20 protein-coding genes are annotated in these 22,916 nt (G+C 75.6%); 7 read left to right on the forward strand and 13 right to left on the reverse strand.

Annotated features, from left to right (window positions below):
* Nucleotides 1–25 precede the first annotated feature (25 nt).
* The 3 genes from KLI87_RS09730 to KLI87_RS09740 form a co-directional block, all read right to left on the reverse strand.
* Nucleotides 26–1,108, reverse strand: a complete 1,083-nt coding sequence (locus tag KLI87_RS09730) for a hypothetical protein (protein WP_156221956.1) — start codon at nucleotides 1,106–1,108, stop codon at nucleotides 26–28.
* Nucleotides 1,109–1,256: 148 nt separating this feature from the next.
* Nucleotides 1,257–2,699, reverse strand: coding sequence for a sugar porter family MFS transporter (locus tag KLI87_RS09735; RefSeq protein ID WP_214616723.1), 1,443 nt, complete (start codon nucleotides 2,697–2,699; stop codon nucleotides 1,257–1,259).
* 29 nt (nucleotides 2,700–2,728) lie between these two features.
* Nucleotides 2,729–3,778, reverse strand: a complete 1,050-nt coding sequence (locus tag KLI87_RS09740; RefSeq protein ID WP_214616724.1) for a glucose 1-dehydrogenase — start codon at nucleotides 3,776–3,778, stop codon at nucleotides 2,729–2,731.
* Between the two features lie 274 nt (nucleotides 3,779–4,052).
* On the opposite strand from KLI87_RS09740, the gene KLI87_RS09745 reads away from it, so the two are divergent.
* The 3 genes from KLI87_RS09745 to KLI87_RS09755 all read left to right on the forward strand — a co-directional run bounded on the left by KLI87_RS09745 (nucleotide 4,053) and on the right by KLI87_RS09755 (nucleotide 7,286).
* A complete protein-coding gene (locus KLI87_RS09745) occupies nucleotides 4,053–5,339 on the forward strand; it encodes a glycosyltransferase family 4 protein (protein WP_308165926.1) in 1,287 nt (428 codons plus the stop codon).
* An 89-nt stretch (nucleotides 5,340–5,428) separates the two neighbouring features.
* A complete protein-coding gene (locus KLI87_RS09750) occupies nucleotides 5,429–6,193 on the forward strand; it encodes a class I SAM-dependent methyltransferase (RefSeq protein ID WP_214617363.1) in 765 nt (254 codons plus the stop codon).
* Nucleotides 6,183–7,286, forward strand: a complete 1,104-nt coding sequence (locus KLI87_RS09755) for a prenyltransferase (RefSeq protein ID WP_214616725.1) — start codon at nucleotides 6,183–6,185, stop codon at nucleotides 7,284–7,286. The genes KLI87_RS09750 and KLI87_RS09755 overlap by 11 nt, the downstream gene beginning before the upstream one ends.
* Before the next feature lie 31 nt (nucleotides 7,287–7,317).
* Here the strand turns inward: KLI87_RS09755 and KLI87_RS09760 are convergent, their stop codons facing one another.
* Entirely contained in the window at nucleotides 7,318–7,965 is a 648-nt protein-coding gene (locus tag KLI87_RS09760) for a class I SAM-dependent methyltransferase (protein ID WP_214617365.1), read from the reverse strand.
* A 176-nt stretch (nucleotides 7,966–8,141) separates the two neighbouring features.
* On the opposite strand from KLI87_RS09760, the gene KLI87_RS09765 reads away from it, so the two are divergent.
* Both KLI87_RS09765 and KLI87_RS09770 read left to right on the forward strand, forming a co-directional pair.
* On the forward strand, nucleotides 8,142–10,058 hold the full coding sequence (locus tag KLI87_RS09765) for an endonuclease/exonuclease/phosphatase (protein WP_250903733.1): 1,917 nt from the start codon (nucleotides 8,142–8,144) through the stop codon (nucleotides 10,056–10,058).
* A gap of 115 nt (nucleotides 10,059–10,173) precedes the next feature.
* On the forward strand, nucleotides 10,174–10,359 hold the full coding sequence (locus tag KLI87_RS09770; protein ID WP_156221950.1) for a hypothetical protein: 186 nt from the start codon (nucleotides 10,174–10,176) through the stop codon (nucleotides 10,357–10,359).
* Between the two features lie 261 nt (nucleotides 10,360–10,620).
* Here KLI87_RS09770 and KLI87_RS09775 read toward each other — a convergent pair whose 3' ends face one another.
* Both KLI87_RS09775 and KLI87_RS09780 read right to left on the reverse strand, forming a co-directional pair.
* Entirely contained in the window at nucleotides 10,621–13,149 is a 2,529-nt protein-coding gene (locus tag KLI87_RS09775; protein WP_214616726.1) for a hypothetical protein, read from the reverse strand.
* Nucleotides 13,150–13,276: 127 nt separating this feature from the next.
* A complete protein-coding gene (locus KLI87_RS09780) occupies nucleotides 13,277–13,840 on the reverse strand; it encodes a DUF1707 domain-containing protein (protein ID WP_156221946.1) in 564 nt (187 codons plus the stop codon).
* 244 nt (nucleotides 13,841–14,084) lie between these two features.
* Between KLI87_RS09780 and KLI87_RS09785 the strand changes: the two genes are divergently transcribed.
* Nucleotides 14,085–14,657 carry a Uma2 family endonuclease gene (locus KLI87_RS09785; protein WP_156221944.1) on the forward strand — a complete coding sequence of 191 codons (573 nt, stop codon included), beginning with the start codon at nucleotides 14,085–14,087 and terminating at the stop codon, nucleotides 14,655–14,657.
* Between the two features lie 50 nt (nucleotides 14,658–14,707).
* On the opposite strand, the gene KLI87_RS09790 is transcribed toward KLI87_RS09785, so the two are convergent.
* Nucleotides 14,708–16,633 carry a translation factor GTPase family protein gene (locus tag KLI87_RS09790; RefSeq protein ID WP_214616727.1) on the reverse strand — a complete coding sequence of 642 codons (1,926 nt, stop codon included), beginning with the start codon at nucleotides 16,631–16,633 and terminating at the stop codon, nucleotides 14,708–14,710.
* 163 nt (nucleotides 16,634–16,796) lie between these two features.
* On the opposite strand from KLI87_RS09790, the gene KLI87_RS09795 reads away from it, so the two are divergent.
* Nucleotides 16,797–17,516, forward strand: a complete 720-nt coding sequence (locus KLI87_RS09795) for a cupin domain-containing protein (RefSeq protein ID WP_308165927.1) — start codon at nucleotides 16,797–16,799, stop codon at nucleotides 17,514–17,516.
* A gap of 28 nt (nucleotides 17,517–17,544) precedes the next feature.
* On the opposite strand, the gene KLI87_RS09800 is transcribed toward KLI87_RS09795, so the two are convergent.
* The 6 genes from KLI87_RS09800 to KLI87_RS09825 all read right to left on the reverse strand — a co-directional run bounded on the left by KLI87_RS09800 (nucleotide 17,545) and on the right by KLI87_RS09825 (nucleotide 22,911).
* Nucleotides 17,545–18,150 (reverse strand): ATP/GTP-binding protein, encoded by a 606-nt coding sequence (locus KLI87_RS09800; RefSeq protein WP_156221940.1) that lies wholly within the window; start codon nucleotides 18,148–18,150, stop codon nucleotides 17,545–17,547.
* A complete protein-coding gene (locus KLI87_RS09805) occupies nucleotides 18,131–18,550 on the reverse strand; it encodes a DUF742 domain-containing protein (RefSeq protein WP_214617369.1) in 420 nt (139 codons plus the stop codon). Before KLI87_RS09805 ends, KLI87_RS09800 begins: the two co-directional genes overlap by 20 nt.
* 124 nt (nucleotides 18,551–18,674) lie before the next feature.
* Nucleotides 18,675–19,121 carry a roadblock/LC7 domain-containing protein gene (locus KLI87_RS09810; protein WP_156221938.1) on the reverse strand — a complete coding sequence of 149 codons (447 nt, stop codon included), beginning with the start codon at nucleotides 19,119–19,121 and terminating at the stop codon, nucleotides 18,675–18,677.
* Complete coding sequence (locus tag KLI87_RS09815) at nucleotides 19,118–21,667, reverse strand: nitrate- and nitrite sensing domain-containing protein (protein ID WP_214616728.1); 2,550 nt, start codon at nucleotides 21,665–21,667, stop codon at nucleotides 19,118–19,120. The genes KLI87_RS09810 and KLI87_RS09815 overlap by 4 nt, the downstream gene beginning before the upstream one ends.
* Nucleotides 21,668–21,807: 140 nt before the next feature.
* Nucleotides 21,808–22,464: an ATP/GTP-binding protein gene (locus tag KLI87_RS09820; RefSeq protein ID WP_156221936.1), complete on the reverse strand. Its 657-nt coding sequence runs from the start codon at nucleotides 22,462–22,464 to the stop codon at nucleotides 21,808–21,810.
* Nucleotides 22,465–22,497: 33 nt separating this feature from the next.
* Nucleotides 22,498–22,911, reverse strand: coding sequence for a roadblock/LC7 domain-containing protein (locus KLI87_RS09825; RefSeq protein WP_156221935.1), 414 nt, complete (start codon nucleotides 22,909–22,911; stop codon nucleotides 22,498–22,500).
* Between the last annotated feature and the right edge of the window lie 5 nt (nucleotides 22,912–22,916).

Raw genomic sequence — 22,916 nt, forward strand, 5'->3', positions numbered from 1 at the left:
CGGCCGCCGTCGTCCGAGGGGAGCGTCAGGGGTTGTTCGCGGGCGCGATCCTGGCCGTCCAGCCCGCGGCCTCGTCCGGCGTCAGCACGTGGTCGAGGGTGATCGTGGGCCGCATCAGCGGGTAGAGGCGGCCGGTGTCCCACGCGCGGGGGTAGGCCGGCGGGTCGAGGACGATCACGCGGTGGCCGTCCAGGAGGGGGATGTCGGCGGGTCGGCCCTCGTTCCAGATCCACTCGCCGTGGCCGTCGACGAGGTTGAAGCGGCCCTCGATGCCGCCCACCGGCCGCGGTTGGCCGTCGGTCGCGGCGGTCACCCACTCCGGGTCGGGCGGGGTGCCCTCGATGTGGCCGCCGCCGATCAGGGTCGCGGCGAGCAGCGTGTGGAGCTGGAAGTTGTCGCCGATGCCCCCGATCGTGAGCCGGTAGCCGCTGCCGGTCGGGCGGTGCAGGACGATCAGCGTCTCATCGTCCAGCACCCGGAGCAGGCCGTTCACCCAGGACGCGGCGGGCAGCAGCCCCGACGCCGTCTCGGCCGCCGCGGTGAGCCGCTCGCGGTTCGGCAGCGAGTCCCGCACCTCGCGGTGCTGCAGCGGGACGAGGAGGCTCTGCGCCCACGTCGCGGCGGTGAACCACGCCTCGGTGGCGTGCCCGGCCTCGACGGGTGGGAGCGCGAGGCCGTCGGGGTCGGCGTTCAGCCGGTCCAGCACCACCGGGACCTGCGCGTTGTCCTCGGGGGAGGGAAGCTCGGTGCCCCCCGCGCTGTCCCACAGCGCCGGGAAGCGCGCGGCCAGCTCCAGGCACTCGGCGACGCGGGCGGTCAACGCTTCGAGGGCCGCGCCGGGGTCGGCACCGAGGTCCATGAGGCCGCCGGCCAGGATCGCCAGGTCCGGCCCCTCGCCCAGCGCGACGTCGGCGAGCACCGGCGCGAGGACGGCCAGGGCCTGCGTCCGCTCGGCGGTGTCCGCCTCCTGCGCACGGAAGATCGCGGCGTCGTGCGCGAGCCCGGCCGCGTCCCAGTCGTGGCGCCGGGTGGTCTCGATGAAGTCGGCGCAAAGGTCTGGAAGCGTCCGTGAATTCTCTGCCGTATTCCCAACCATGTTGCTCAGCATCGGCGAATCGTAGCGACCGTTTCGGCGGGTATTCCGATATCGGTCACGGACTGCCGATGATCCGGCACTAATCAACAACCCGGCCGTCCGGTGCCGCCCCGGTGGCCGCGGGGCCGAAGGCCAGGTCAGCGCTTGTTTCCGGCGGGTATCAGCCGGCGATCCGGCGGCCGGGGCGTCCCGCGCCGAAGCGGGCCTGCAAATCCCGGTCCACCTCGGTGAAGTCGCGCGCCTTCGTCTCCGGGACGAACCGCGCGGTGAACAGCAGCCCGGCCAGCGAGATCACCGCGAAGATCCAGAAGGTCTCGCCCTCGCCGATCAGCGAGACCACCGGCAGGAAGACCAGGCTGACGGTGAAGTTGGACGCCCAGTTCGCCGCCGTGCACGCGCTGGAGCCCGTCGCGCTCGCCGAGGGCGGGAAGAGCTCGCCGATCAGCGTCCAGAACACCGGCCCGACCCCGCCCGCGTACGCGGCGATGTAGAGGACCATGAACAGCAGCGACACGCCGGACGTCCAGCCCGCGACGAACGCCAGGCCGAGCAGCCCCATCGTCGCCGCCATCGCCGCGAACGAGGCGAGCAGCAGGTCGCGGCGCCCGAGCCGGTCGATCAGCCGGATCGCGACCAGCGTCATCACGAGGTTGATGGCGCCGATCGCGATCGAGTAGACGATGGCGTTCGAGGCGGTCAGCCCGGACTCCTCGATGATCGTCGGCGCGTAGTAGATGATCGTGTTGATGCCGCCGAACTGCTGCCCGGCGGCCAGCGCGAGCCCGACGACGAGCGCGGGGCGCACCCGCCGCGCCCGCAGCGCGCGCCACCCGGTGGCGTCCCGGTCGGCGGGGTCGGCCTGCTCGCGGGCCCGCCGGAGCCGCTCCTCGCGCCGCCGGATCAGCCGGTCGGCGGTCTCGCCGTCGCTCACCGACGCGACCAGCGCCCGCGCCTGCGCCCGCCGCCCGTGGGCGAGCAGCCACTCCGGCGACTCCGGGAGCACCCGCACCGCCGACACGACCATGACCAGGGCGGGGACCGCGCCGACGCCGATCATCGCCCGCCACGTCCCGCCGCCGGAGAAGACCAGGTTGACCAGGTAGGCGATGAGGATCCCGATCGTGATCATGAGCTGGTTCAGGGTGAGCAGCCGGCCGCGGATCTCCTTCGGCGAGATCTCCGCCAGGTAGGGCGGGACCGTCGCCGACGCGGCGCCCACCGCGAGGCCGAGCACCAGCCGCCCCGCCACGAGCATCCCGTAGCCGGTCGACAGGACGGCGATCGCGGTCCCGACGAGGAACACGACGCCCTCCAGGCAGAAGATCCACCGGCGGCCGATCCGGTCGGCGATCCGGCCCGAGCCGAGCGCCCCCGCCATCGCGCCGAGGACCAGCACGCTCACGACGCTGCCCTGCTCGAACGAGTTCAGATGGAAGTCGGTCTTGATGAACAGCAGCGCCCCGGAGATGACGCCGGTGTCGAAGCCGAACAGGAAGCCGCCCACCGCGATCAGGACGGCGTGGAACCAGATCCGCCGCCGCCCCTCGGCCGAGATCCCCCCGACCGGCCCTTCCGCGACCGGCGCGCCGGAATATCCCTGCACGTCAGCCCCCCTCCCCCGGTACGCCGGTCTCAGGCCCGCAGGTCGACCACGACCTTGATGTCGTCCCCGTGCTCGCGCAGGCCCTCGGCGAAGCCCTCCATCGGGACGCGCCGGGTGATCAGCCGGTCCAGCCAGCCGGGATCGGCCTTGGCCAGCGCGTCCGCGCCCTGCCGGAAGTTGCGCCGCGCGGCGTTGACGGAGCCGACCAGCACGGTGTTCTCCAGCACCAGCTCCCGGTTGACCGCGTCCGCCGCGACGGGCACGGCGCGGGTGCCCGAGGAGATGCCGGTCAGGCAGATCACCGCGTCCGGCGCGACGACCTCGGTGAGCCGGAACACCAGCGGGCCGTTCCCGGTGCACTCGATCACCGCGTCCGGCGTCACGCCGAGGCCGCCGGCGTCGCCGGTGTGGAAGGCGGCGCCGAGGTCCTCGACCAGCGCGCGCTTGGCCGGGCTGTCCCGGATGTCGAGGACGTGCGTCTCCAGGCCGCGCCGGACGGCCAGGAGCGCCGCGAGCAGCCCGATGGGCCCCGCGCCCGTCACCAGCGCCACCCGGGGCCGCCACGACGAGCGGGTGAACATCAGGTCGGTCTGCTCCCACGCCTTGGCGAGCACCGCCGCGGGCTCCAGCAGGACGCCGCGGTCGCCGAGCGCGGGATCGAGCTTGACCGCGTAGTCCGCCTCCGTGGTCCAGCGCCGCGCGCCGAACCCGTCCAGCTCCTTGATGCCGCGCTCGGTGTAGCGGCCGTTGCGGCAGAAGTCCGGCTCGCCGTTCGCGCAGGGCGCGCAGGGGACGGGGTCGGGGCGCCGCACGAGGCCGACGACCAGGTCGCCCTCCGCGAACCCGCTGCCCGGCGGCGCCGACAGCACCGTCCCGAGCGACTCGTGCCCGATCACGAGGCGGTCGCGTCCGGGCGGCGGCCAGCCGTAGCCGTCGCCCTCGACGATGTCGCGGTCGGTGCCGCAGATCCCGAGCAGCCGCCCCTCGACCAGCAGCTCGCCCGGCCCCGGGACGGGGTCGGGCCGCTCCTCCACCCGCACCTGGTCGGGCCGGCCGGGAACCACCGTGATCGCCTTCATCCCGGTGTGACTGCCCGCTGTGACGCCCCCGACACACCGGGCGATCAGTCCGTGGGATCATCCGGGGCGAATGATGGACGTCCCGGCGGGCCCGACCCGCGCGGCGGCGGTCCGGCACTCTGCCGCTGATGTGCTCTTCGGAACACTTTTGGACGCCATGCCCAATATTGAACTCAGCCGTAACGTGCGGAGGCTAAGGTCTAGTTTCATCGGCGGTGTCCTGGGGACGCCGGTGCGTGTGCGACCGGGGTCCCGCGACTGACGGGAGTGGTGCGTGGGCGAGGACTGGCGTGGCGGCGACGCGGACGGGCCGTTGCGGGTGGCCCTGCTGTCGTACCGGAGCAAGCCGCACTGCGGCGGCCAGGGCGTCTACCTGCGGCACCTGAGCCGCGAGCTGGCCGGCCTCGGGCACGCCGTGGAGATCCTGTCCGGGCAGCCCTACCCCGAGCTCGACCGCGACGACATCGCGCTCACCAAGATCCCCAGCCTCGACCTGTACCGCGACGAGGACCCGTTCCGCACCCCCGCGCGCGCCGAGTTCCGCGACTGGGTCGACGTGCTGGAGTTCGCCCACATGCGCACCGGCGGCTTCCCCGAGCCGCTGACGTTCAGCATCCGCGTCCTGCGCGAGCTGAGGAGGCGCCGCCGCGACTTCGACGTCGCGCACGACAACCAGGTCCTCGGCCTCGGCAACCTCGGCATCGCCCGGCTCGGGCTGCCGCTGGTCACCAGCATCCACCACCCGATCAGCGTGGACCGGCGGATCGAGCTGGAGGCGGCGGGCGGCGTCCTGGAGCGGCTCGGCAAGCGCCGCTGGTACGGGTTCGTCGCGATGCAGTCGCAGGTCTCGCGGCGGATCGGCACGGTGCTGACGGTCTCGGAGTCCTCCAAGGTCGACATCGTCAAGGACTTCAAGGTCGACCCGCGCGACATCGAGATCCTGCCGCTCGGCGTCGACACCCGGATCTTCCACCCGCGCGGCGCGCGGGTCCCCGGCCGGATCGTCGCGATGGCCAGCGCGGACGCGCCGATCAAGGGCGTGGACGTGCTGCTGCGCGCGGTCGCCAAACTCGCCACCGAGCGCGACGTCCACGTGGTCGTCGTGAGCCGCCCGCAGAAGGACGGCCCGACCGAGCGGCTCGTCCGCGAACTCGCGCTCGGCGAGCGCGTGCGGTTCGTCCACGGGATCAGCGACGGCGAGCTGGGCGAGCTGACGGCCTCGGCGGAGATCGCGGTCGTCCCGTCCCGGTACGAGGGGTTCTCGCTGCCCGCCGTCGAGCACATGGCGTCCGGGACGCCGCTGGTCGCCAGCCGCGCCGGGGCGCTGCCCGAGGTCGTCGGCGACGCGGGCGTGCTGGTCGAGCCCGGCGACGCCGAGGAGCTGGCCGCCGCCCTGCGCCGCCTGCACGACTCCGCCGAGGAGCGCGAGCGCGCCGGCGCCGCCGGTCTCGCCCGCGTCCAGGAGCGCTTCGCCTGGCCCGCCGTGGCGCAGGCGACCGTCGGGCACTACCGGGCCGCCATCGAGCAGCAGCGCTACCGGCGGCTGGCCGCGCGCCGCTGACCCCGGCGGGCCGCGCCGGGCACCACGCCGGGCACCGCGCCGGCCACCAGGGGGCCGTTCGCGGCGCCCCGTACGGAAGGAGCACGACCCTGCTGACCGTGGATTTCGAGCGGTTCCGCGTCACCCCCGGCGAGCGCGTCCTCGACCTGGGCTGCGGCGCCGGACGGCACGCCTTCGAGCTGTACCGCCGCGGCGCGCGCGTCGTCGCCTTCGACCAGGACGCCGACGAGCTGGCGGGCGTGGAGGCGATGTTCGGGGCGATGCGCCTGGAAGGCGAGGTGCCCGACGGCGCGTCGGCCGAGACCGTGCGCGGCGACGCGCTCGACCTGCCCTTCCCCGACGACCACTTCGACGGGATCGTCGCGGCCGAGGTGCTGGAGCACATCCCGGACGACATGCGCGCGATGCGGGAGCTGCTGCGCGTCCTGCGGCCGGGCGGGAGGCTCGCGGTGACGGTGCCGAGCTGGCTGCCCGAGCGGGTCTGCTGGGCGCTGTCGGAGGACTACCACACCGCGCCCGGCGGGCACGTCCGGATCTACACCCGCGCCGAGCTGGAGGCCAAGCTGAAGGCGGTCGGCTTCCGGGTCGGCGGGCACCACCACGCGCACGGCCTGCACGCCCCGTACTGGTGGATCAAGTGCGCCGTCGGGGTGGACAACGACGCGAACCCCCTCGCGAAGGCCTACCACAGGGTCCTCGTCTGGGACATCATGAAGCGCCCGCTCGCGACCCGGCTGGCCGAGCGCGCCCTCAACCCCGTGATCGGCAAGAGCGTCGTCGTCTACCTCGGCAAGCCCGCCGCGCCGGGCGGCGCGCCGTCCGCCCCGGCCAGGGAGACGGCGGATGCCCTCTGACCTCCCGTCGGTCCCGGGCGTGGTCGGCGCGGACGACGTCCTCGCGACGGCTCGGAGCATCGCCGCGCAGCAGGAGGCGTCCGGCGCGATCCCCTGGTTCTCCCCCACCGGAGGCGTGCCCGGGCACGTGGACGCCTGGAACCACGTCGAGGCCGCGATGGCGCTCACCGTGGCGGGGCTGCGCGCGGAGTCGCGGCGCGCGTACGAGTGGCTGCGCGGCGTCCAGCGGCCGGACGGGTCGTGGCCCGCGAAGTGGATCCTCGGCGAGGTGACCGAGCCGGGCGGCGAGTCCAACCACGCCGCCTACGTCGCGGTGGGCGTCTGGCACGAGCTGCTGATGACCGGGGACGAGGGGTTCGCGCGGCGCATGTGGCCGGCGGTCCGCCGGGCGGTCGACTTCGCGCTCGGGCTCCAGACCCGGCGCGGCGAGATCATCTGGATCCGGGGCGAGGACGGCGCCGCCTCCGACCACGCGCTGCTGACCGGCTGCTCGTCCATCTACCAGTCGCTGCGCTGCGCGGTCGCGCTCGGCGAGCGGCTCGGCGAGCACCGGCCCGACTGGGAGCTGGCCGCCGACCAGCTCGGCCATGTGGTCGCCGCGCACCCCGAGGCGTTCGCCGACAAGAGCCGCTGGTCGATGGACTGGTACTACCCGGTGCTCGGCGGGCCCGTCCGGGGCACGGACGCGGCGCGGCGGCTCGCCGCCGGGTGGGACACCTTCGTCGTGCCGGGGCTCGGCTGCCGCTGCGTGTCCGACCAGCCGTGGGTGACGGCGGCCGAGAGCTGCGAGCTGGTCATGGCGCTGGACGCGGCGGGCGACCGAGACGGGGCGCTGGAGCTGTTCGCGAGCATCCAGCACCTCCGGCACGAGGACGGCTCCTACTGGACGGGCTGGCAGTTCGAGCACCGCCGCCACTTCCCCGGCGACCGCTCGACCTACACGGCGGCGGCGGTCGTGCTCGCGGCGGACGCGCTGGACGGCGCGTCCCCCGGCGCGCGCCTGTTCAAGGAGGTCGCTGGCCGCCCGCTGGGGCCCTGCGACGCCTCCGACCCGGCCGCCTGCGGCTGCGCCCTCCTGCCCGTCCCCCGCTGACCTCCGCTGACCTCCGCCGGCCTCCGCCGGCCTACAGGGCGAGCGGGGCGCCGGTCCGCTCCAGGATGCGGAGGGAGCCCTCGGCGCGGCGCTCCTCGAAGGCCCCGCCGGACAGGGCGCGGAGGTAGACGTCGTAGGGAGGGCGGCCGCCGTCCCTCGGGTCGGGGAAGACGTCGTGGATCACCAGGGCGCCGCCGGCCGCGATGTGCGGCGCCCACCCCTCGTAGTCGCCGTGCGCGTGCTCCGCGGCGTGGCCGCCGTCGATGAACAGCAGCGACAGCGGCGTCCGCCAGAGGGAGGCGACGGTCCGGGACCGGCCGACGACCGCGACGACGTGGTCCTCCAGCCCGGCGGCGGCGATGGTCCTGCGGAAGGTGGGGAGGGTGTCCATGCGCCCGGTGCTGGGGTCGACCAGGGACGGGTCGTGGTGCTCCCAGCCCGCCTGGTTCTCCTCCGAGCCGTGGTGGTGGTCGACGGTGACGACGACGGTCCCGGCCCGGCGCGCCGCCGTGCCGAGGTAGACGGCCGACTTGCCGCAGTAGCTGCCGACCTCCAGCATCGGGCCGGCCTCGGCCAGCCGCGCGCCGTAGCGCAGGGCCGTCTCGTACAGGGCGAGGCCCTCGGCGTCGGGCATGAAGCCCTTGGCGGCGCGGGCCGCGCGCAGCAGGGCGGCGGGCATCGGGGCGGGCGTCTCCGCCGGTGGGGTGCCGGTCGTCCCCGTCGCGGCGGACGCCTGTTCGTGGGTCATCGCTCTCCTTCGTCGCGCACCCTATCCGAGGGCGTTGGTCAGCGTTCGCCCGGCATGCGATCCTTCTGCCTGTCCGGTCGGGACACCTAGTCGATCATGGAGTGCGGGTGGCGGGCGCAGGTTCGGTGGGACGGCTCACGACGCGCGGGCGGCGCGCGGTCCTCGCGGGGGTCGTGGCGGCGGTGGTCGCGGTTCCGGCCCCGTTCGGCGTGGCCCCCTCGGCGGCGCGGGCGGCCGGGGCCGTGCGCATCCACGACATCCAGGGCGCCGCGCACCTGTCGCCGCTGAACCGCCATGTCGTGGCGGGCGTTCCGGGGGTCGTCACCGCGCTGACCGGCAACGGCTTCTGGATGCAGGACCCCCGTCCCGACAAGGACGACGCCACCTCCGAGGGCGTGTTCGTCTTCACCCGGACCCGGCCGCGCGCCGTGGTCGGGGACGGCGTCGAGGTGGACGGGAGGGTCAGCGAGTTCCGTCCGGGCGGCGCCGCGTCCAAGGGGCTGACGCGGACGGAGATCGACGCCACGGCCGCCGGCGTCGTCGCGCACGGCGTGCCGCTGCCCGCGCCGACCGCGCTCGGGCCCGGCGGGCGCACGGCCCCGACGAGCCGCGTCAAGGACGGGCCCGGCGACGTGGAGGGGCGCGGCGGCTTCGACCCTCGGGCGAACGGGCTCGATTTCTACGAGTCGCTGGAGGGCATGCGGGTCCGCGTCCAGGACGCCGTGGCGGTCGGCCCGTCCCGCGACGGCGAGTTGCCCGTGCTGCCCGCCGGGGGTGCCGGGGCGGGGACGCGGACGGCGCGCGGCGGGATCCTGCTGCGGGACGGCGACGCCAACCCCGAGCGGGTCCTCCTCGACGACGCGCTCGCGCCGCTGCCCGCGATGAACGTGGGCGACCGGCTGCCGGGGGCGTGCGACGGCGTCCTCGACTACGCCTACGGCGACTTCAAGCTGCTGCCCACCGCCACGCCCCGGCGGGCGGGCGGCGGGCTGGCGCCCGAGGCGACGCGTCCGGCCCTGGCGGGCGAGTTGGCCGTCGCGACCGCCGGGCTGGAGGGGCTCGACCCCGACTCGCCGCCCGAGCGATTCCAGGCGCTCGCCGGTGACATCGTGCGGGGGCTGCGGTCCCCCGACCTCATCGCGGTGAGCGGGATCGGGGACAACAGCGGCGAGGCCGACGACGGCACGGTCGCCGCCGACCAGACGGTCGCGGAGCTGATCACGGCGATCAGCGCGGCGGGCGGGCCCGGGTACGACTGGCGGTCGGTGAACCCGCGCGACAACGCCGACGGCGGCGAGCGCGGCGCCAACTCCCGGGTCGGGTTCCTGTTCCGCACCGACCGCGGGCTCGTGTTCGGCGACCGCCCGGCCCCGGCGGAGCCGATGCAGGACGAGCCGTCCCCCGGCCGCCTCGACCCGGCGGTCACGGCGGTCGCGGTCGTGCGGCGCGACGGGGCGGCCGGGCTGACGCTCAGCCCCGGCCGGATCGCCCCCGGCGACGCCGCCTGGGCCGACTCGCGCAAGCCGCTCGCCGCCGAGATCACCTGGCGGGGGCGGCGCGTCATCGTCGTCGCCGGGCAGTGGTTCGGCCGCTCCGGCGACGACCAGCCGCTGTTCGGGCGGTTCCAGCCGCCCACCCGCCCGAGCTCGTGGCGCCGGGACGCGCAGGCGAAGGTGGTCGCGGGGTTCGTCCGCTCCGTCCGGAAGGTGGACGGCGACGCCGCCGTGATCGTCGCGGGCGACCTCGGGGAGCGGGAGACCGGCGCGCCCGTGCGGCGGCTGGTCAGGGAGGGCGGGCTGGCCGACCTGCCCGAGCGGCTCCCGGCGCCCGAGCGCTACACCGCCGTGACCGGCGGGAACGCGCAGACGCTCGACCACATCCTGCTCAGCCCGGCGCTGCGGCGCCGCCGCCACGAGTTCGACGTGGTGCACCGGGCCGCCGAGTTCGCCGACCGGGCGGGCGACCGCGATCCGGCCGTGGTGCGGATCGACCTCGCGGAGAAGCGGGCCGGGCCGCCGCATTAACGGTCCGGGTCAAGGGTGGAATTAGCACTGTCCTTTTCGGGGGGCGAGGTTATCGGCGCGTCGAGCCGGGCACCGGAGGGTGCGTCCAGACCCCTCCGAGGAGGAGACCACCCCCATGGCATATCGATATCGGCCGCACATCGGCCTGTTCGGACTCCTCTACATCATCGTGGGCCTGTTCATCGCCTGGGACCACGATTACCTCACCGCGAGCCTGCTACGGCGCATCGTCAGCGCACTGCTGGCCATCTTCCTGTGGTTCCTCGTCCTGCTCGGCGTGGACCTCAACATCCATACCTGAGCCCAAGAGCGACACGGGCCGTTCCGCCGACCCCCGCCCCGGAACGGCCCGTGTCGAACCACCCCGGCGACAGCCCGACCTCCCGTCCAGGTCAGGGACGGTGGTGCGGTCAGGTCATAGACCGCGCGGCGCGCGGCGCATTACGTTCCGTTTCATGACGAAAAAGGGATGTAGTTGCGGACACAGCAGTGGATGTTCCTGCGCGAAGGGCTGCTCCTGCGGCTGCAACGGCTGAGGAGCCTCCGCCCCCCGCGCAAGCCCTCAGGGTGACGCGGCGCGCCACAGGAGGGTGGCCGTACCGCGGTAGTCCGCGCGGGTGCCAAGGGCCAGCAGGTCGCCGCCCAGGGACGCCATGACGGTGAGCCGCGCGTCGCCCGCGCCGTCCAGCCCGGCGGCGGGGACCCGGCGCCAGGCCGCGCCGTCCCGGGACGCCCAGATCCCGGCCGCCCGGCCGAGCGAGCCGGCGACGACCCAGCCCTTCGGCGTCGCCGCCACGGCGGTGGTCGCCGGTGCCGGCGCGGCGGGCGCGCCGGCGAGGGGCCGGGGCGCCCAGGTCGCCCCGGCGTCGGTGGACACCAGCGGCGTCGGGCCCGCGCCGATCGCGACCAGCGCGTCGCCGCGCGCCACCACCTTGGTGAGCGGGCCGGGCACGAGGGCGGCGGGGAGTCTGACCGGCGTCCAGGCCAGGCCGTCCGGCGAGGTCCAGACGGCGGGCGCCGTGTCGCGGGCGCCGACCGCGACGTACCCGCGCGCGGTCGCGGTGACGTCGGTGAGCCTGCCCTCGACGCCGGTGCGCCTCCAGACCTTGCGGTCGGTGGTCCGCCACGCCGCGCCCGTCCCGACGGCGACGTAGCCGGCGGGGCCGGTGGTCACGGCGGAGGGCCCCTCGCCCACCGCCGGGAACGGCACCTGCGTCCAGGACGCGCCGTCCGGTGAGACGAACGCGAGCGGGCCGGGGGACGCGCCGGACGCGCGGCCCACGGCGAGCCATCCGCCCGTCCCGTGGGCGACGTCGGACAGCCGGCCGCGGGTCGCGGGAAGCGGGGCGCGGGTCCACCGGCGGCCGTCCGGCGAACTCCAGACGGCGGCGGCGCCGTTCGTGCCGCCGACCGCGACGACCCGCCCGGGGCCCGGGGCGGCGGCTCTGATCGTCCGCTCGGTGTTGACGGCGCCGGGCACGGAGGCCAGGTCCACGCCGGACAGGTAGGCGTCCTCGCCCCGGTGCCCGGTGAGCGCGACCGTGCCGTCCGCGGCGACCGTCAGCCCGCTGACCTCGGTCGCGGGCCCGTCGCCCGCTCCGGCGACCGTGCCCGTCGGCTGCCAGGCGCGGCCGTCGGCGCTGCGCAGGACCGTGCGGCCGTCCCTGCCCTCGACACGGTCGGTGATGAGGGCGGCCAGGCCCGCCGCGCTCCCGCCGAAGCGCTCGACGCCGGTGTACGCGGCGCCGCCGAACGTTCCCGCCGCGCGCCAGCCCCGCCCGTCCCGCGAGGTGAACAGGACCGCGAAGCGCGTCGTCCTGCGGTGCTTCCCGCGCCCGGTCGTGCGGCGGCCCTCCCGAACGGTGGCGAACCCGCCCGGCCCCGCCGCCAGGCCCTTCGTCGCCCCGTAGGAGCCCTGGCCCTGCGGGACGTCGGCGGCCGTCCAGGTCCGCCCGCCGTCCGCCGAGCGCCAGACGCCCTCGCCGCGCACCGTCCGCGTGGCCTTCCGGCGGCCCTTCTTGCGGGTGACCTTCTTCTCGTACGTCCCGTGCGTGACCAGGACGTCCCCGGCCGCGGCGAGCCGGTCGAGCCGGGTGATCCCGGCGGCCCGCAGCCCGTCGAGGCGCTGCCAGGCGCGCCCGTCGGCCGAGCTCCACACCACGGCCCGGCCGGACGCGGCGCCCGCCGCCACGAACCCGCGCGGGGTGCGGGCCAGCGCGTTGACCTCGTCGGACGGCCGGAACGCGGGGCCGAGCGCGGGTTGGCGTGTCCAGGTCGCGGCGTCCCCGCCCGTCCAGGCGACGACGGCGCCCGCGGCGTCGCGGCCGAGCGCCACCCAGCTCCCCTGGCCGCCCGACACCAGGCGGGGGCGGTCGCCGAGCGGCGGCTCCGAGCCGTCGGCCGCGCGGACGCGGGCCGCCCGCCAGGCGCGCCCCGCACCGCCCGGGCCGCCGGAGTACAGGAACTCGGCGCGTTCGCGGCCCTGCGCGCCGGGCCCCTCCGTGCCCGCCGCGACGAGCGTCGCGCCGTCCGAGCCGAGGGCGGCGAGGTCCTGGACGAGGCCGTCCGCCATCGCCGCCGGGTCGGCCGCGAACAGCCGGTCGGCGGGGACGGCCGCCGGGACGCGCGGACGGTCGGGCCCGCCCCCGTCCCGGCCGAGGAGGACGATCGCCCCGCCCGCCACCAGCACGAGCCCGGCCGCGACCGCGACGCCCGCCCGCAGCCCGCGCGTCCGGCCGGGGACGCGGCGCGGCCGCGGCGGGGAGTAGACCTTCTCGTCGACCGGTGTCCTGGTCGGCTTCCGCGCGGGCGGCGCCTCGTCCGCCCGGACGGGCGCGAGCGCGGGCCCGGCGGGCCTGGGGGCGGTGACGAGCGGTTCGGACGGCACGCCCGGCGCGGGGCCGTGCCCCCACGGCAGGCCCGCGGACCGCCACGCCTCGTAGGCGCGCTGCCAGGGCGACAGCGACGCGGGCAGCCCGGCGAGGTCGCCGGCGACGCCGAAGGTCAGGCGCCGCCGGATCCGGCGGGAGTCGACCGGCTCGTCCTCGATCGCGAGCCGCGCCTCGTCCTGCCCGGGGGTCCTCGCCGTCACACGCGCTCCATTCACCGGCCGCAGCCCGAGTTCGCGATGGATCACCATCAAACCGCGCCACATCCGCCCGTGCCCGGACATCGACGTGAACGGCGGCCGATCCTAGCCGTGGGAGCGTTCTATCACCTCAGGCCCGGCGAAACCGATCTTTCGCCTCGATCTCCCCCTTGTACGCGAATCCCCGGACATGGATCACCGGCGCGTCCACCGGCGGCACGCCGCCGACCTCGGACGACACCCCCACGCCCTCCGCCTCGACCCGCACGCCCGCCGGGGCGACGATCTCGACCGTGGACTTGTAGGCGAGCACGCGGATCGTGGTGACCGGCCCCTCCAGCTCCACCTCGCGCAGGTCGAGCAGCGAGTGCCCCTTGTAGATGACGGTCGTGAACCGCTCCGGCAGCCGCCACCGGCCGCTGCGCCTGACCGCGCTCTTGTAGGCCATCTGGAACCGCCCGGCCGGGCGTCCGGCCGGGACGGCCGTCGGGGCCTTGGCGGCGGGCAGGTCGTCCGACACCCGGCCGAGCTCCGCGCGGGTGCGGGCGGCGAGCGCCAGGTCGATGCGCTCGTCCAGCTCGGTGTCGGTCAGGCGCCCCTCGGCGTAGGCGGTGTGCAACCGCACGAGGGTCTCGTCGCGGTCGCCGTCCGAGGCGCGCAGGGCGGCCCCGGCCTTCCGCTGCTCGGCGCTCATCGCATCTCTCCTCCACGCCGCCGCCTCCCGACGATGGGGCGCCGACTCGCGATGTATCGTAACTCACCATCGCTCGCCTTTCGAGAGATTCGCCCGGATCCGGCCGACGCGCGATCTTGGTTCCGGACCGCCGGACGTCCGTCCACTAGATTCGGGAACGGCCCGGTCTCTTGTGGGGGACGTCCCCCGCACCCCCCCGGAACGGCCCACGGCACGGCTCGGAAGACGAGGGGGGAGAAGGTCCATGGGCGCGACGTACGGCCCGTACACGCTCTACGACCTGGACGCGCTGCCCGAGGAGGGCCGCCGCTACGAGCTCGCCGACGGCTGGCTGCACGAGCTGCCGGGCGACCTGTGGCACGACCACGCCGCCCAGCAGCTGCGGGGCATCCTCAAGGAGGCCGCGCGGCAGGCCGACGCCGACGTCCACGTCGCGGGCGCCCCGCAGGACGTCACGACCCCCGCCGGGATCCGCAAGCCGGACGTGTTCGCCGTCAGCCGCGACGTCGCGCGCGCCGCCCTGGAGCGCCGCACCCGCACCTACTACGGCCCCGACCTGATCCTCGTCGCCGAGGTCGTCACCCCCCGCACGGTGAACGAGCAGATCGACCGCGTCCGCAAGGTCGAGGAGTACGCGGCCACCGGCATCCCGCACTACTGGCTCATCGACCTGGAGCCGCGCCCCACCGTCACGATGCTCGACCTCGCGGACGGCGGCTACCGGGTCGCCGGCCGGGCCCGCGCCGGCGAGACCCTGGCCCTGGAGCGCCCCTTCACTATCTCCTTCGACCCCGCCCGCCTCTCCGAGATGGACTGACCGGTGCGCCAAGGCCGCGGCCCAGGTTCGGAACGCGCCCCGGTCGCGCCTCACCGGGCCAGGTGCCGCAGGTAGGCCTCGCGGTCGAGGGGGTTGCCGTCGGTGCGGTCGCGCGCGGGCGGGCGGCCGGTGACCGGCCGGTCACCGGACGGCCGGGACCACCACGTCCCCTCGCCCCGGGTCAGCGCGGGCAGCGACCGCTCGGCGTCGCGGATCCGGGAGGCGGGGATGCCGCCCCGCACCGTCCATCCCCCGCCCGCGGACGGCTCGGGCTCCAGCCCGTCCGCGCCGAGGGCGCCGAGCCGGGCGAGGACGGGGCTCAGCGCGTCCGCCGGGATCTCCGCCTCGAACGCGTGGACCGGCTCGTACACGCGCGTCCCGGCGGCCGCCAGCGCCGCCATCAGCACCAGCGGCGTGAGGCCGCGGAAGTCGGCGGCGGTGCTGACCGGCGAGGCGTAGCCCGACCGGGTCAGCACGACGGCGCAGTCGGTCACCGGCCAGCCGTGCAGGCCCTGGTCGAGGGTCCGGCGGACGGTCTCCTCGATCGCCCGGTCGAGCGCGTGCGGCAGCGCGCCCAACTCGACCTCGCGGCGGAAGGTGACGCCGCGCCCCGGCTCGACGCGCAGCCCGACCGTGGCCCAGAAGTCGGGGGTGCGGCGCCGCCAGTCCATGTCCTCCTCGGCCTCGCCGACGCCCACCGGGCGCTCGGCGTAGACGGTGCGGCTCTCCTCGAACACCGCCTCGACCCCGGCGTCGGCGAGCAGCCGCGCGCCGATGATCTCCTTCTGCACCTCCCCGTACAGCAGGACGGACGTCGCGCCGCCCGGCGCCGGGCGCGCCCGGATCAGCGGGTCCTCGTCGGCGAGGGCGAGCAGCGCCGCGCGCAGCCGCGCCGACTCCGCGGGACGCCGCGCCGAGACGACCGTCTCCAGGGTCGGCGGCGGGAACGCGGGCACGGCGCGCTCCGGCTCCCCCAGGCGGTCGCCGACCCGCACCCTGGACAGGCCGCGGATCCGGGCGATGTTCCCGGCCGTGAGTCCGGCGCGCGTCCCGGACGCGCCGACGACGTCGAGGCCGGTGATCTGGCCGGTGTGCGCGCCGTCCCGCCCCTGGAGGGTGATCCGCTGCCGGGGCCGCAGCTCCCCCGCGAACAGCCGCAGGTAGGCGACCTTCTCGCCGGTCGGCCCCCGCTCGACGGCGAACACCGACCCGCGCGGCTCCCCCCGGCCGCCGGTGGGAGCCGGGGGCAGCAGGGCGGCGATCCCGTCCAGCAGGTCCGCGACGCCCGAGCCGGTCATCGCCGACCCGAAGTACAGCGGCTGGGCGGTCCCGGCGGCCGTCTGCGCGCGCAGCGCCGCCCGCACCGCGCCGGGCCCCGGGTCGCGCCCGTCCACGAGCGCTTCGAGGAGGACGTCGTCGGCCTCGGCCAGGATCTCGGGATCGGGCGGGCACGGCACCGTGCGCGCGGCGGGGGTGCCCACGTCGAGCACGTCGTTCAGCGGGACGGCGCGCCCCGGCAGCCCGCGCCGGATCGCGGCGAGCGTCCCGTCCCGCCGCGCCCCCATACGGTCGATCTTGTTGACGAACACGAGCGTGGGCAGCGACAGCTCGCGCAGCGTCCGCATCAGCACGCGGGTCTGCGCCTGCACGCCCTCGACGGCCGACAGCACGAGGACGGCGCCGTCCAGCACGCCGAGGGCGCGCTCGACCTCGGCGATGAAGTCGGCGTGGCCCGGTGTGTCGATCAGGTTGACCCGCAGCGCGCCCAACCCGAACGACGCGACGGCGGAGCGGATCGTGATGCCGCGGCTGCGCTCCAGCTCGCCGCGGTCGGTCTGGGTGTCGCCGGTGTCGACACCGCCGAGGCGCGCGATCGCGCCGGTGTCGAACAGCAGCCGCTCGGTCAGGCTGGTCTTGCCCGCGTCAACGTGCGCGAGGATGCCGAGGTTCAGGGTGGAACGGGTGGAGTCGGTCATGGGCGGTGAAGTCCTCGAAGGCTCTCGTCCTGGCAGGGAACGTGGAGTGTTCGAAGACCTGGCGCATCTCGCCCCCATCACTCGGCCGCATGACCCGCCCATGCTGCCAGCGGGGCCCTCCAAAGGGAAACGCTTATCGCCCGGCTCGCCTAGGCTCGGGGGCGTGCTGCTGATCACGACGCTGGAAGCGTGGAAGACCCGGCCCGGACCCCGGTTCGCCCTGGCGGACGCGGGCGCCGTCTGGGCCCCCGACGACACCGCCGCCCTCGCGATCGCCGACGACGCCTTCGCCGCGGGCCAGGTCGTCGCGGTGGGCCTCGACCCCGGCCTGTCCCCGCCGCCCGACGAGATCGACCTGTCGGCCGCGGCCGTGACCGGGATCCGGTACGCCAGGCGCGGGCCCGACGGCCGCCACGTGGCGTTCCTGGCGCGTCCCGCCACGGCGGAGGCCCTGGACCTGCTGCCGCACCCCGAGGGCGGCTGGTTCCGTGAGACATGGCGGACCGCCGCGCGCCTCACCCCGGACGGCTACCCGGGCGAGCGCAGTTCCGCGACCGGCATCTACTTCCTGCTGCCGCCCGGCGAGGAGTCGATGTGGCACGCCGTCCGCTCCGACGAGGTGTGGCTGTGGCACTCGGGCGGACCGCTGGCGCTCCTGCTCGGCGGCGACGGCGACACGCCCGGCGACACGCCGCGGACCATCACGCTCGGGCCCGACCTCGCGGCGGGCGAGATCCCGCAGGCGGTCATCCCCGGCGGGGTGTGGCAGGCCGCCCGTCCCGCGGGGGGGCGGGAGGTCCTCGTCAGCTGCGTGGTCTCCCCCGGCTTCGACTTCGCCGACTTCCGCCCCCCGCCGGGCCTCGCCCAGGGCCCGGTGGGGTGACGGGTCGGGTGACGGTACGGGCGGCCGGCTAGTACGTGACGGACTGCCGGCCGCTCATCGTGCGCATGATGTGCTCGACGAGCGTGATCAGCACCTGCTTGGCGTCCTCGCGGTCGCGGACGTCGCAGTCGACCACCGGCACGTCCGCGGGCAGGTCGAGCGCGTCGCGGACCTGGTCGGGCGAGTGCCGCCCGGCGCCGTCGAACCGGTTGACGCCGATGATGAACGGGACGCCGCGCCGCTCGAAGTAGTCGACCGAGGCGAAGCAGTCGGCCAGCCGCCGCGTGTCGACCAGCACGACCGCGCCGAGCGCGCCCTTGGCGAGCTCGTCCCACATGAACCAGAAGCGGTCCTGGCCGGGCGTGCCGAACACGAACAGCACGAGGCCGTTCGGCAGCGTGATCCGGCCGAAGTCCATCGCGACCGTCGTGGTCGTCTTGTTCGCGACCGCCGACGTGTCGTCGATGCCGACGCTCTTCTCGGTGAGGGCCTCCTCGGTCTGCAGCGGGCGGATCTCGCTCACCGCGCTCACCAGGGTGGTCTTGCCGACGCCGAAGCCGCCGGCCACAAGGATCTTGACGGTCAGCGCGGACTCGCCGGGTGCGGCGGCCGCGTCAGAGCGCACGGATTCCATCGATCACTTCCTTGAGTACGCGCTCGCTGGGGAACTGCGCCACCGGCGCGGGGGGACGGACCTGGATCAGCGAGTGATCGAGAAGATCGCCGAGCAGGACGCGGACCACCCCGAGGGGGAGTTCCAGATCCGACGCTATCTCGGCCACCGACAGCGGTGTGCGGCAAAGCTCCAAGATCAATTCATGTTCCGGCTCCCGCGCCCAGGGGGGCGCGGACGCCGGTGGCGGATCATCGGCGGGCTCCGCCGGGACGACGGTGGTGACCAGGGACACGAGGTCGAACTCGACGCCGTCGTAGTGCGTCCGGCCGCCGGTGAGCGCGTAGGGGCGCACGACCGGGCCGGCCGCGTCGTCGAACCACGCCGTCCCCGCCGCGCCGTGCCTGGCGCTGTGCCCCAGAGCACCGGGCCCCAGAGCGCCGGGCCCCAGAGCACCGGGCTCCGAAGCACCGGGTCCGGGGTCGCCGGGTCCGGTCTCGCCGTTCCCGGGGAGCGGCGGCCCGGGAGACTGTCCGCCGTCCACCTCACACGCCGCCCGGCTCGGACGCGGCGGACCGCGGGTTCGCCGACAGGTGCTGGCCGACCCGGGTCACCAGCATCGCCATCTCGTAGGCGATGATCCCGAGGTCGGCGTCCCCGGCGGCGAGGACGGCCAGGCACGCGCCCTGCCCGGCGGCGGTGACGAACAGGAACGACGACTCCATCTCGACGATCGTCTGCCGGACGGGCCCGCCGCCGAACGACTCCCCCGCGCTGCGCGCGAGGCTCTGGAAGCTCGCGGCGACCGCCGCCAGATGGTCGGACTCCTCGCGCGCGAGGCCGCGCGAGGCGGCGATGCGCAGGCCGTCACTCGACAGCACCACCGCGTTCCGCACCGGCGCGACCCGCTGCACGAGGCTGTCGAGCAGCCAGTTCAGCTCACCGCCGCCTCCGCCCGGAACCTCCGTGCCGGAGTGCTGGGCATCTGTCATCGGGTGTCGTCCTCCTGGTCGCCTCGGTTCCGCCCGGTGCCGGGCTCGTCCGCCGTCCCGGCGGACTCGTCCCGGCCGCGCCGCCACCCGTCCTGCATGGCGGACATCATCGAGCGCAGCGCCTCGGGCGAGCGGGGGTCGTCCGCCTCCGGCGCGTCCTGTGGGGCGGCCTCGCCTCCCGGCCCCGCGCCTCCCGGCCCCGCGCCGCCCGGCACCGGCCGGGCGTCCGCCGGTACGGGGGCGGAGAGCGGCATCGTGCCGGACGGCTCGGGCCGCCGCCGGTCCTGCTCGGCGAGATGCGCGTCCACCCGCTGCTTGAGCTGCGGGGCGAGATGCGACTGCCGCCGCCGCTTGGGCAGCTCGCCGTCCTTGAGGGGGGCCGCGGGCGGCTCGTCCGCGGCGGGCTCGGGCACGGGTTCGGGTTCGGGGCGCGCCGACGGCACCGGCGCGGCCGGCGCCGGGGCGGCCGAGTCGGTGCCCGCCACCAGCCGGACGACGCCGCTCTGGTCCGCCCTCGGCCGCGCCGACGCCGACAGCGCCGGGGCCGTGACGGCCTCGATCGGGCCGGTGGCGCGGCGGGCGACCTCGGGCTGGGCGGCCTCGACGACGAGCGAGGCGGGGATCAGCACGATCGCGGTGGTGCCGCCGTAGGGCGACTGGCGCAGCGTGACCTGGATGTCGTGCCGCTCGGCGAGCCGCCCGACGACGAACAGCCCGAGCTGCGCGCTGTCGGAGGGGTCGAACTCCGGCGGCTCGGCCAGCCGCGCGTTCGCGGCGCGCAGCGCCTCGTCGGTCATCCCGAGCCCGCGGTCCTCGACCTCGATCGCGAAGCCGCTCGCGACGGGGTGCCCGCTGACCCGCACCGGCGACTGCGGCGGCGAGAACGTCGTGGCGTTCTCCACGACCTCGGCGAGCAGGTGGATGGCGTCGGCGACCGCGGAGCCGAGCAGCGCGACCCGGGGCAGCGGCTGGACGCGGACGCGCGGGTAGTCCTCGACCTCGGCGACCGCGCCGCGCACCACGTCCACCAGCGGGACGGGGCGGCGCCAGCCGCGCCCGGCGGTCTTGCCCGCGAGGATGACCAGGCCCTCGGCGTGCCGGCGCATGCGGGTCGCGAGGTGGTCGAGGCGGAACAGGTCCGACAGCTCGGCGGGGTCCTCGGTGCGCCGCTCCATCGTGTCGAGCAGGCTGAGCTGGCGGTGCAGCAGCGCCTGGTTGCGGCGGGCGAGGTTGACGAACACCTCGCTGATCCCGCGCCGGGCCGCGACCTCGCCCGCGGCGGCGCGCAGCACGGCCTCGCGGGCGCGGTCGAAGGACTCGGCGATCTGCCGGATCTCGCCGATCCGGTACTCGACCTCGGGCTGCGGCTCGGGCTCGGCGGTCTTGCCCGCGCGCACCTGCGCCGCGATGAGCGGCAGCCGCTGCCGGGTGAAGTCGACGACGCCGCCCGCGAGCGTCCGGCACTCGCGCAGCAGCCGCCGCGCGACGCGCACCGCGATGTAGGTGGACAGCACCACCGCGAGCAGGCCGAGGCCCCCGGCGAGCGCCAGCCGCAGGACGAGGCCCACCGCGATACCGTGCGCGCGGTCGATGACGTCGTCCAGCGCCTGGTTCTCGAAGTCGTAGAGGCGGCCGTTGACGGTGTCGGCGACCGACCGCCACACCGGCGCGTCGACCGGCTGCGCCCGCTCGGCGCCCCGGTTCGGCTGCGCGCCCCGGCCGCCCGCGCGCGCCCCGCGCGTCTTCGCGGGGGCCGGTTCGTCGCCGCGGATGACCTGGTCCTCCAGCGTCCGCAGCCGGACGGCGAGCGGCGAGGTCGCGATGGCCTCGTAGCGGGCCCGGCCGGCGGCCGGGAGGTTCGGCGCCGTGTCGGCGTAGAGCATCCGCTGCGCGCCGACGAGCTGCGCGAACTCCCCGCGCTCGGCGGGCGTGAGGCTCCCGGCCGCGAGCGCGCCGGTGAGCAGCGCGTCCTCGCGCGCGAGGAACTCGCGGGCGCGGCCGATCGCGGTCAGCGTGCGCGCGTCGGCGGTGATGGCGCCGTTGCCCGCCGTCGTCGCGGAGTAGACGCCGAATCCCGCGTCGATGAGGTCGGAGTACTCGCGCAGCGCCCGGTCCCGGCCGACGACCCGCTCGTCCACCGCGCGGCGGGTCGCCTCCAGCGAGCCGATCCGCGCGACGAACGCGTCGATCCGCCGGACGATCGCGGGCTGGATCGCCCCGCGCATGCTCCCGTCCCGGCTGCCCCGCCGCACCTCTTCCCGCGCCTCGTCCGTCGACTGCCGCTGCATGCGCATCTGGCCCCGGTCGGAGGTCCGCGCGCCGCCGAGCTCGGCCAGCGACAGCCGCCGCTCCTTCTGCAGCGCGTCGATGAGCCGCTGCGTGGGCAGCACCGACTTGTTCTGGAACTCCCGGGCCTGCAGAAGCTCCCGCGCGTCCCCGTAGGTGATGCTCGTGACGAACACCCACAGCGAGGCCAGCGCGAGCAGCGGCACGAGGACCAGAAGCGTGATCCTCGACCGGATGGAGGAGAAGCGGAGCGCCCTCACGGCGCGTGGACCCTGCTCACGTGGACGGCCTTCGGCGTTGCCATGATTGGGACATACTGTGAAACCTCCCGATGCGGGGTGTACGGGGGTCTGCCGGAGCCTACTACGTCGAAGGTTCACGGGGACCGCACTGATGATCGTCAGCCCGCGGGCGCCACCCCGGCCCCGCCGGCCCCTCCACCGTCCTCCTGTTCCGCGCCCCCGCCCGCCCGCCCCGACTCCGCCCAGGTGAGCACGTGCTCCATCAGCGCGATGAGCACCCGCTTCGAGGACTCGCGGCGGCGGACGTCGCACAGCACCACCGGGACGCCGGGGTCGAGGTCCAGCGCGTCCGCGACGTCGGCGGGGCGGTGCCGCTCCGCGCCGTCGAAGCAGTTGACCGCGACGACGAACGGCAGCGACCGCCGCTCGAAGTAGTCGACGGCGGGGAAGCACGCGGGCAGCCGCCGGGTGTCGGCGAGCACGACGGCGCCGATCGCGCCGGTCGCCAACTCGTCCCACATGAACCAGAACCGGTCCTGGCCCGGCGTGCCGAACAGGTAGAGCAGCAGCCGCTCCGACAGCGTGATGCGGCCGAAGTCCATCGCGACCGTCGTGGTCGTCTTGCCGCCGACGCCGGTCGTGTCGTCCACGAGCACGCCGCGCTCGGTCAGCGGCTCCTCGGTGTGCAGCGGCCTGATCTCGCTGACCGAGCCCACCATCGTCGTCTTCCCCACGCCGAACCCGCCGGCGATGAGGATCTTCGTGCTGACCGGCCCGTCAGGCCGCTCGGGGTCCACCCGGACCGTGGAGACCATGGGGCACCTCCTCCGGCACGCCGCGGCGTCCGGTCAGTAGCGGTCGGCGGTGCCGAAGCGCGGGTTGGCCTGGAGGTGCTGGCCGACGCGCTTGACCAGCACCGCCATCTCGTAGGCGACCAGGCCCGCGTCGGCCTCGGCCTCGGCGAGCACGGCGAGGCAGGTGCCGTCGCCCGCGGCGGTCACGAACAGCAGCAGCGCGTCCATCTCGATGATGGTCTGGCGGACGTTGCCGCCCGCGAAGTGCCGCCCGGCGCCCCGCGCGAGGCTCTGCACGCCGGAGGCCAGCGCGGAAAGGTGCTCGGCGTCCTCGCGGCCCAACTCGCTGGACGCGGCGACCGCCAGCCCGTCGCGGGACAGGATCACCGCCTGCCGGACGGTCGTCACGCGGTCGGCGAAGTCGTTCAGCAGCCAGTTGAGCTCACCGGACACGGTGTTGTGCGTCATCGCGT

Source organism: Actinomadura sp. NEAU-AAG7 (genome assembly GCF_018603865.1).
In the GTDB taxonomy this organism is placed as follows: domain Bacteria; phylum Actinomycetota; class Actinomycetes; order Streptosporangiales; family Streptosporangiaceae; genus Spirillospora; species Spirillospora litoris.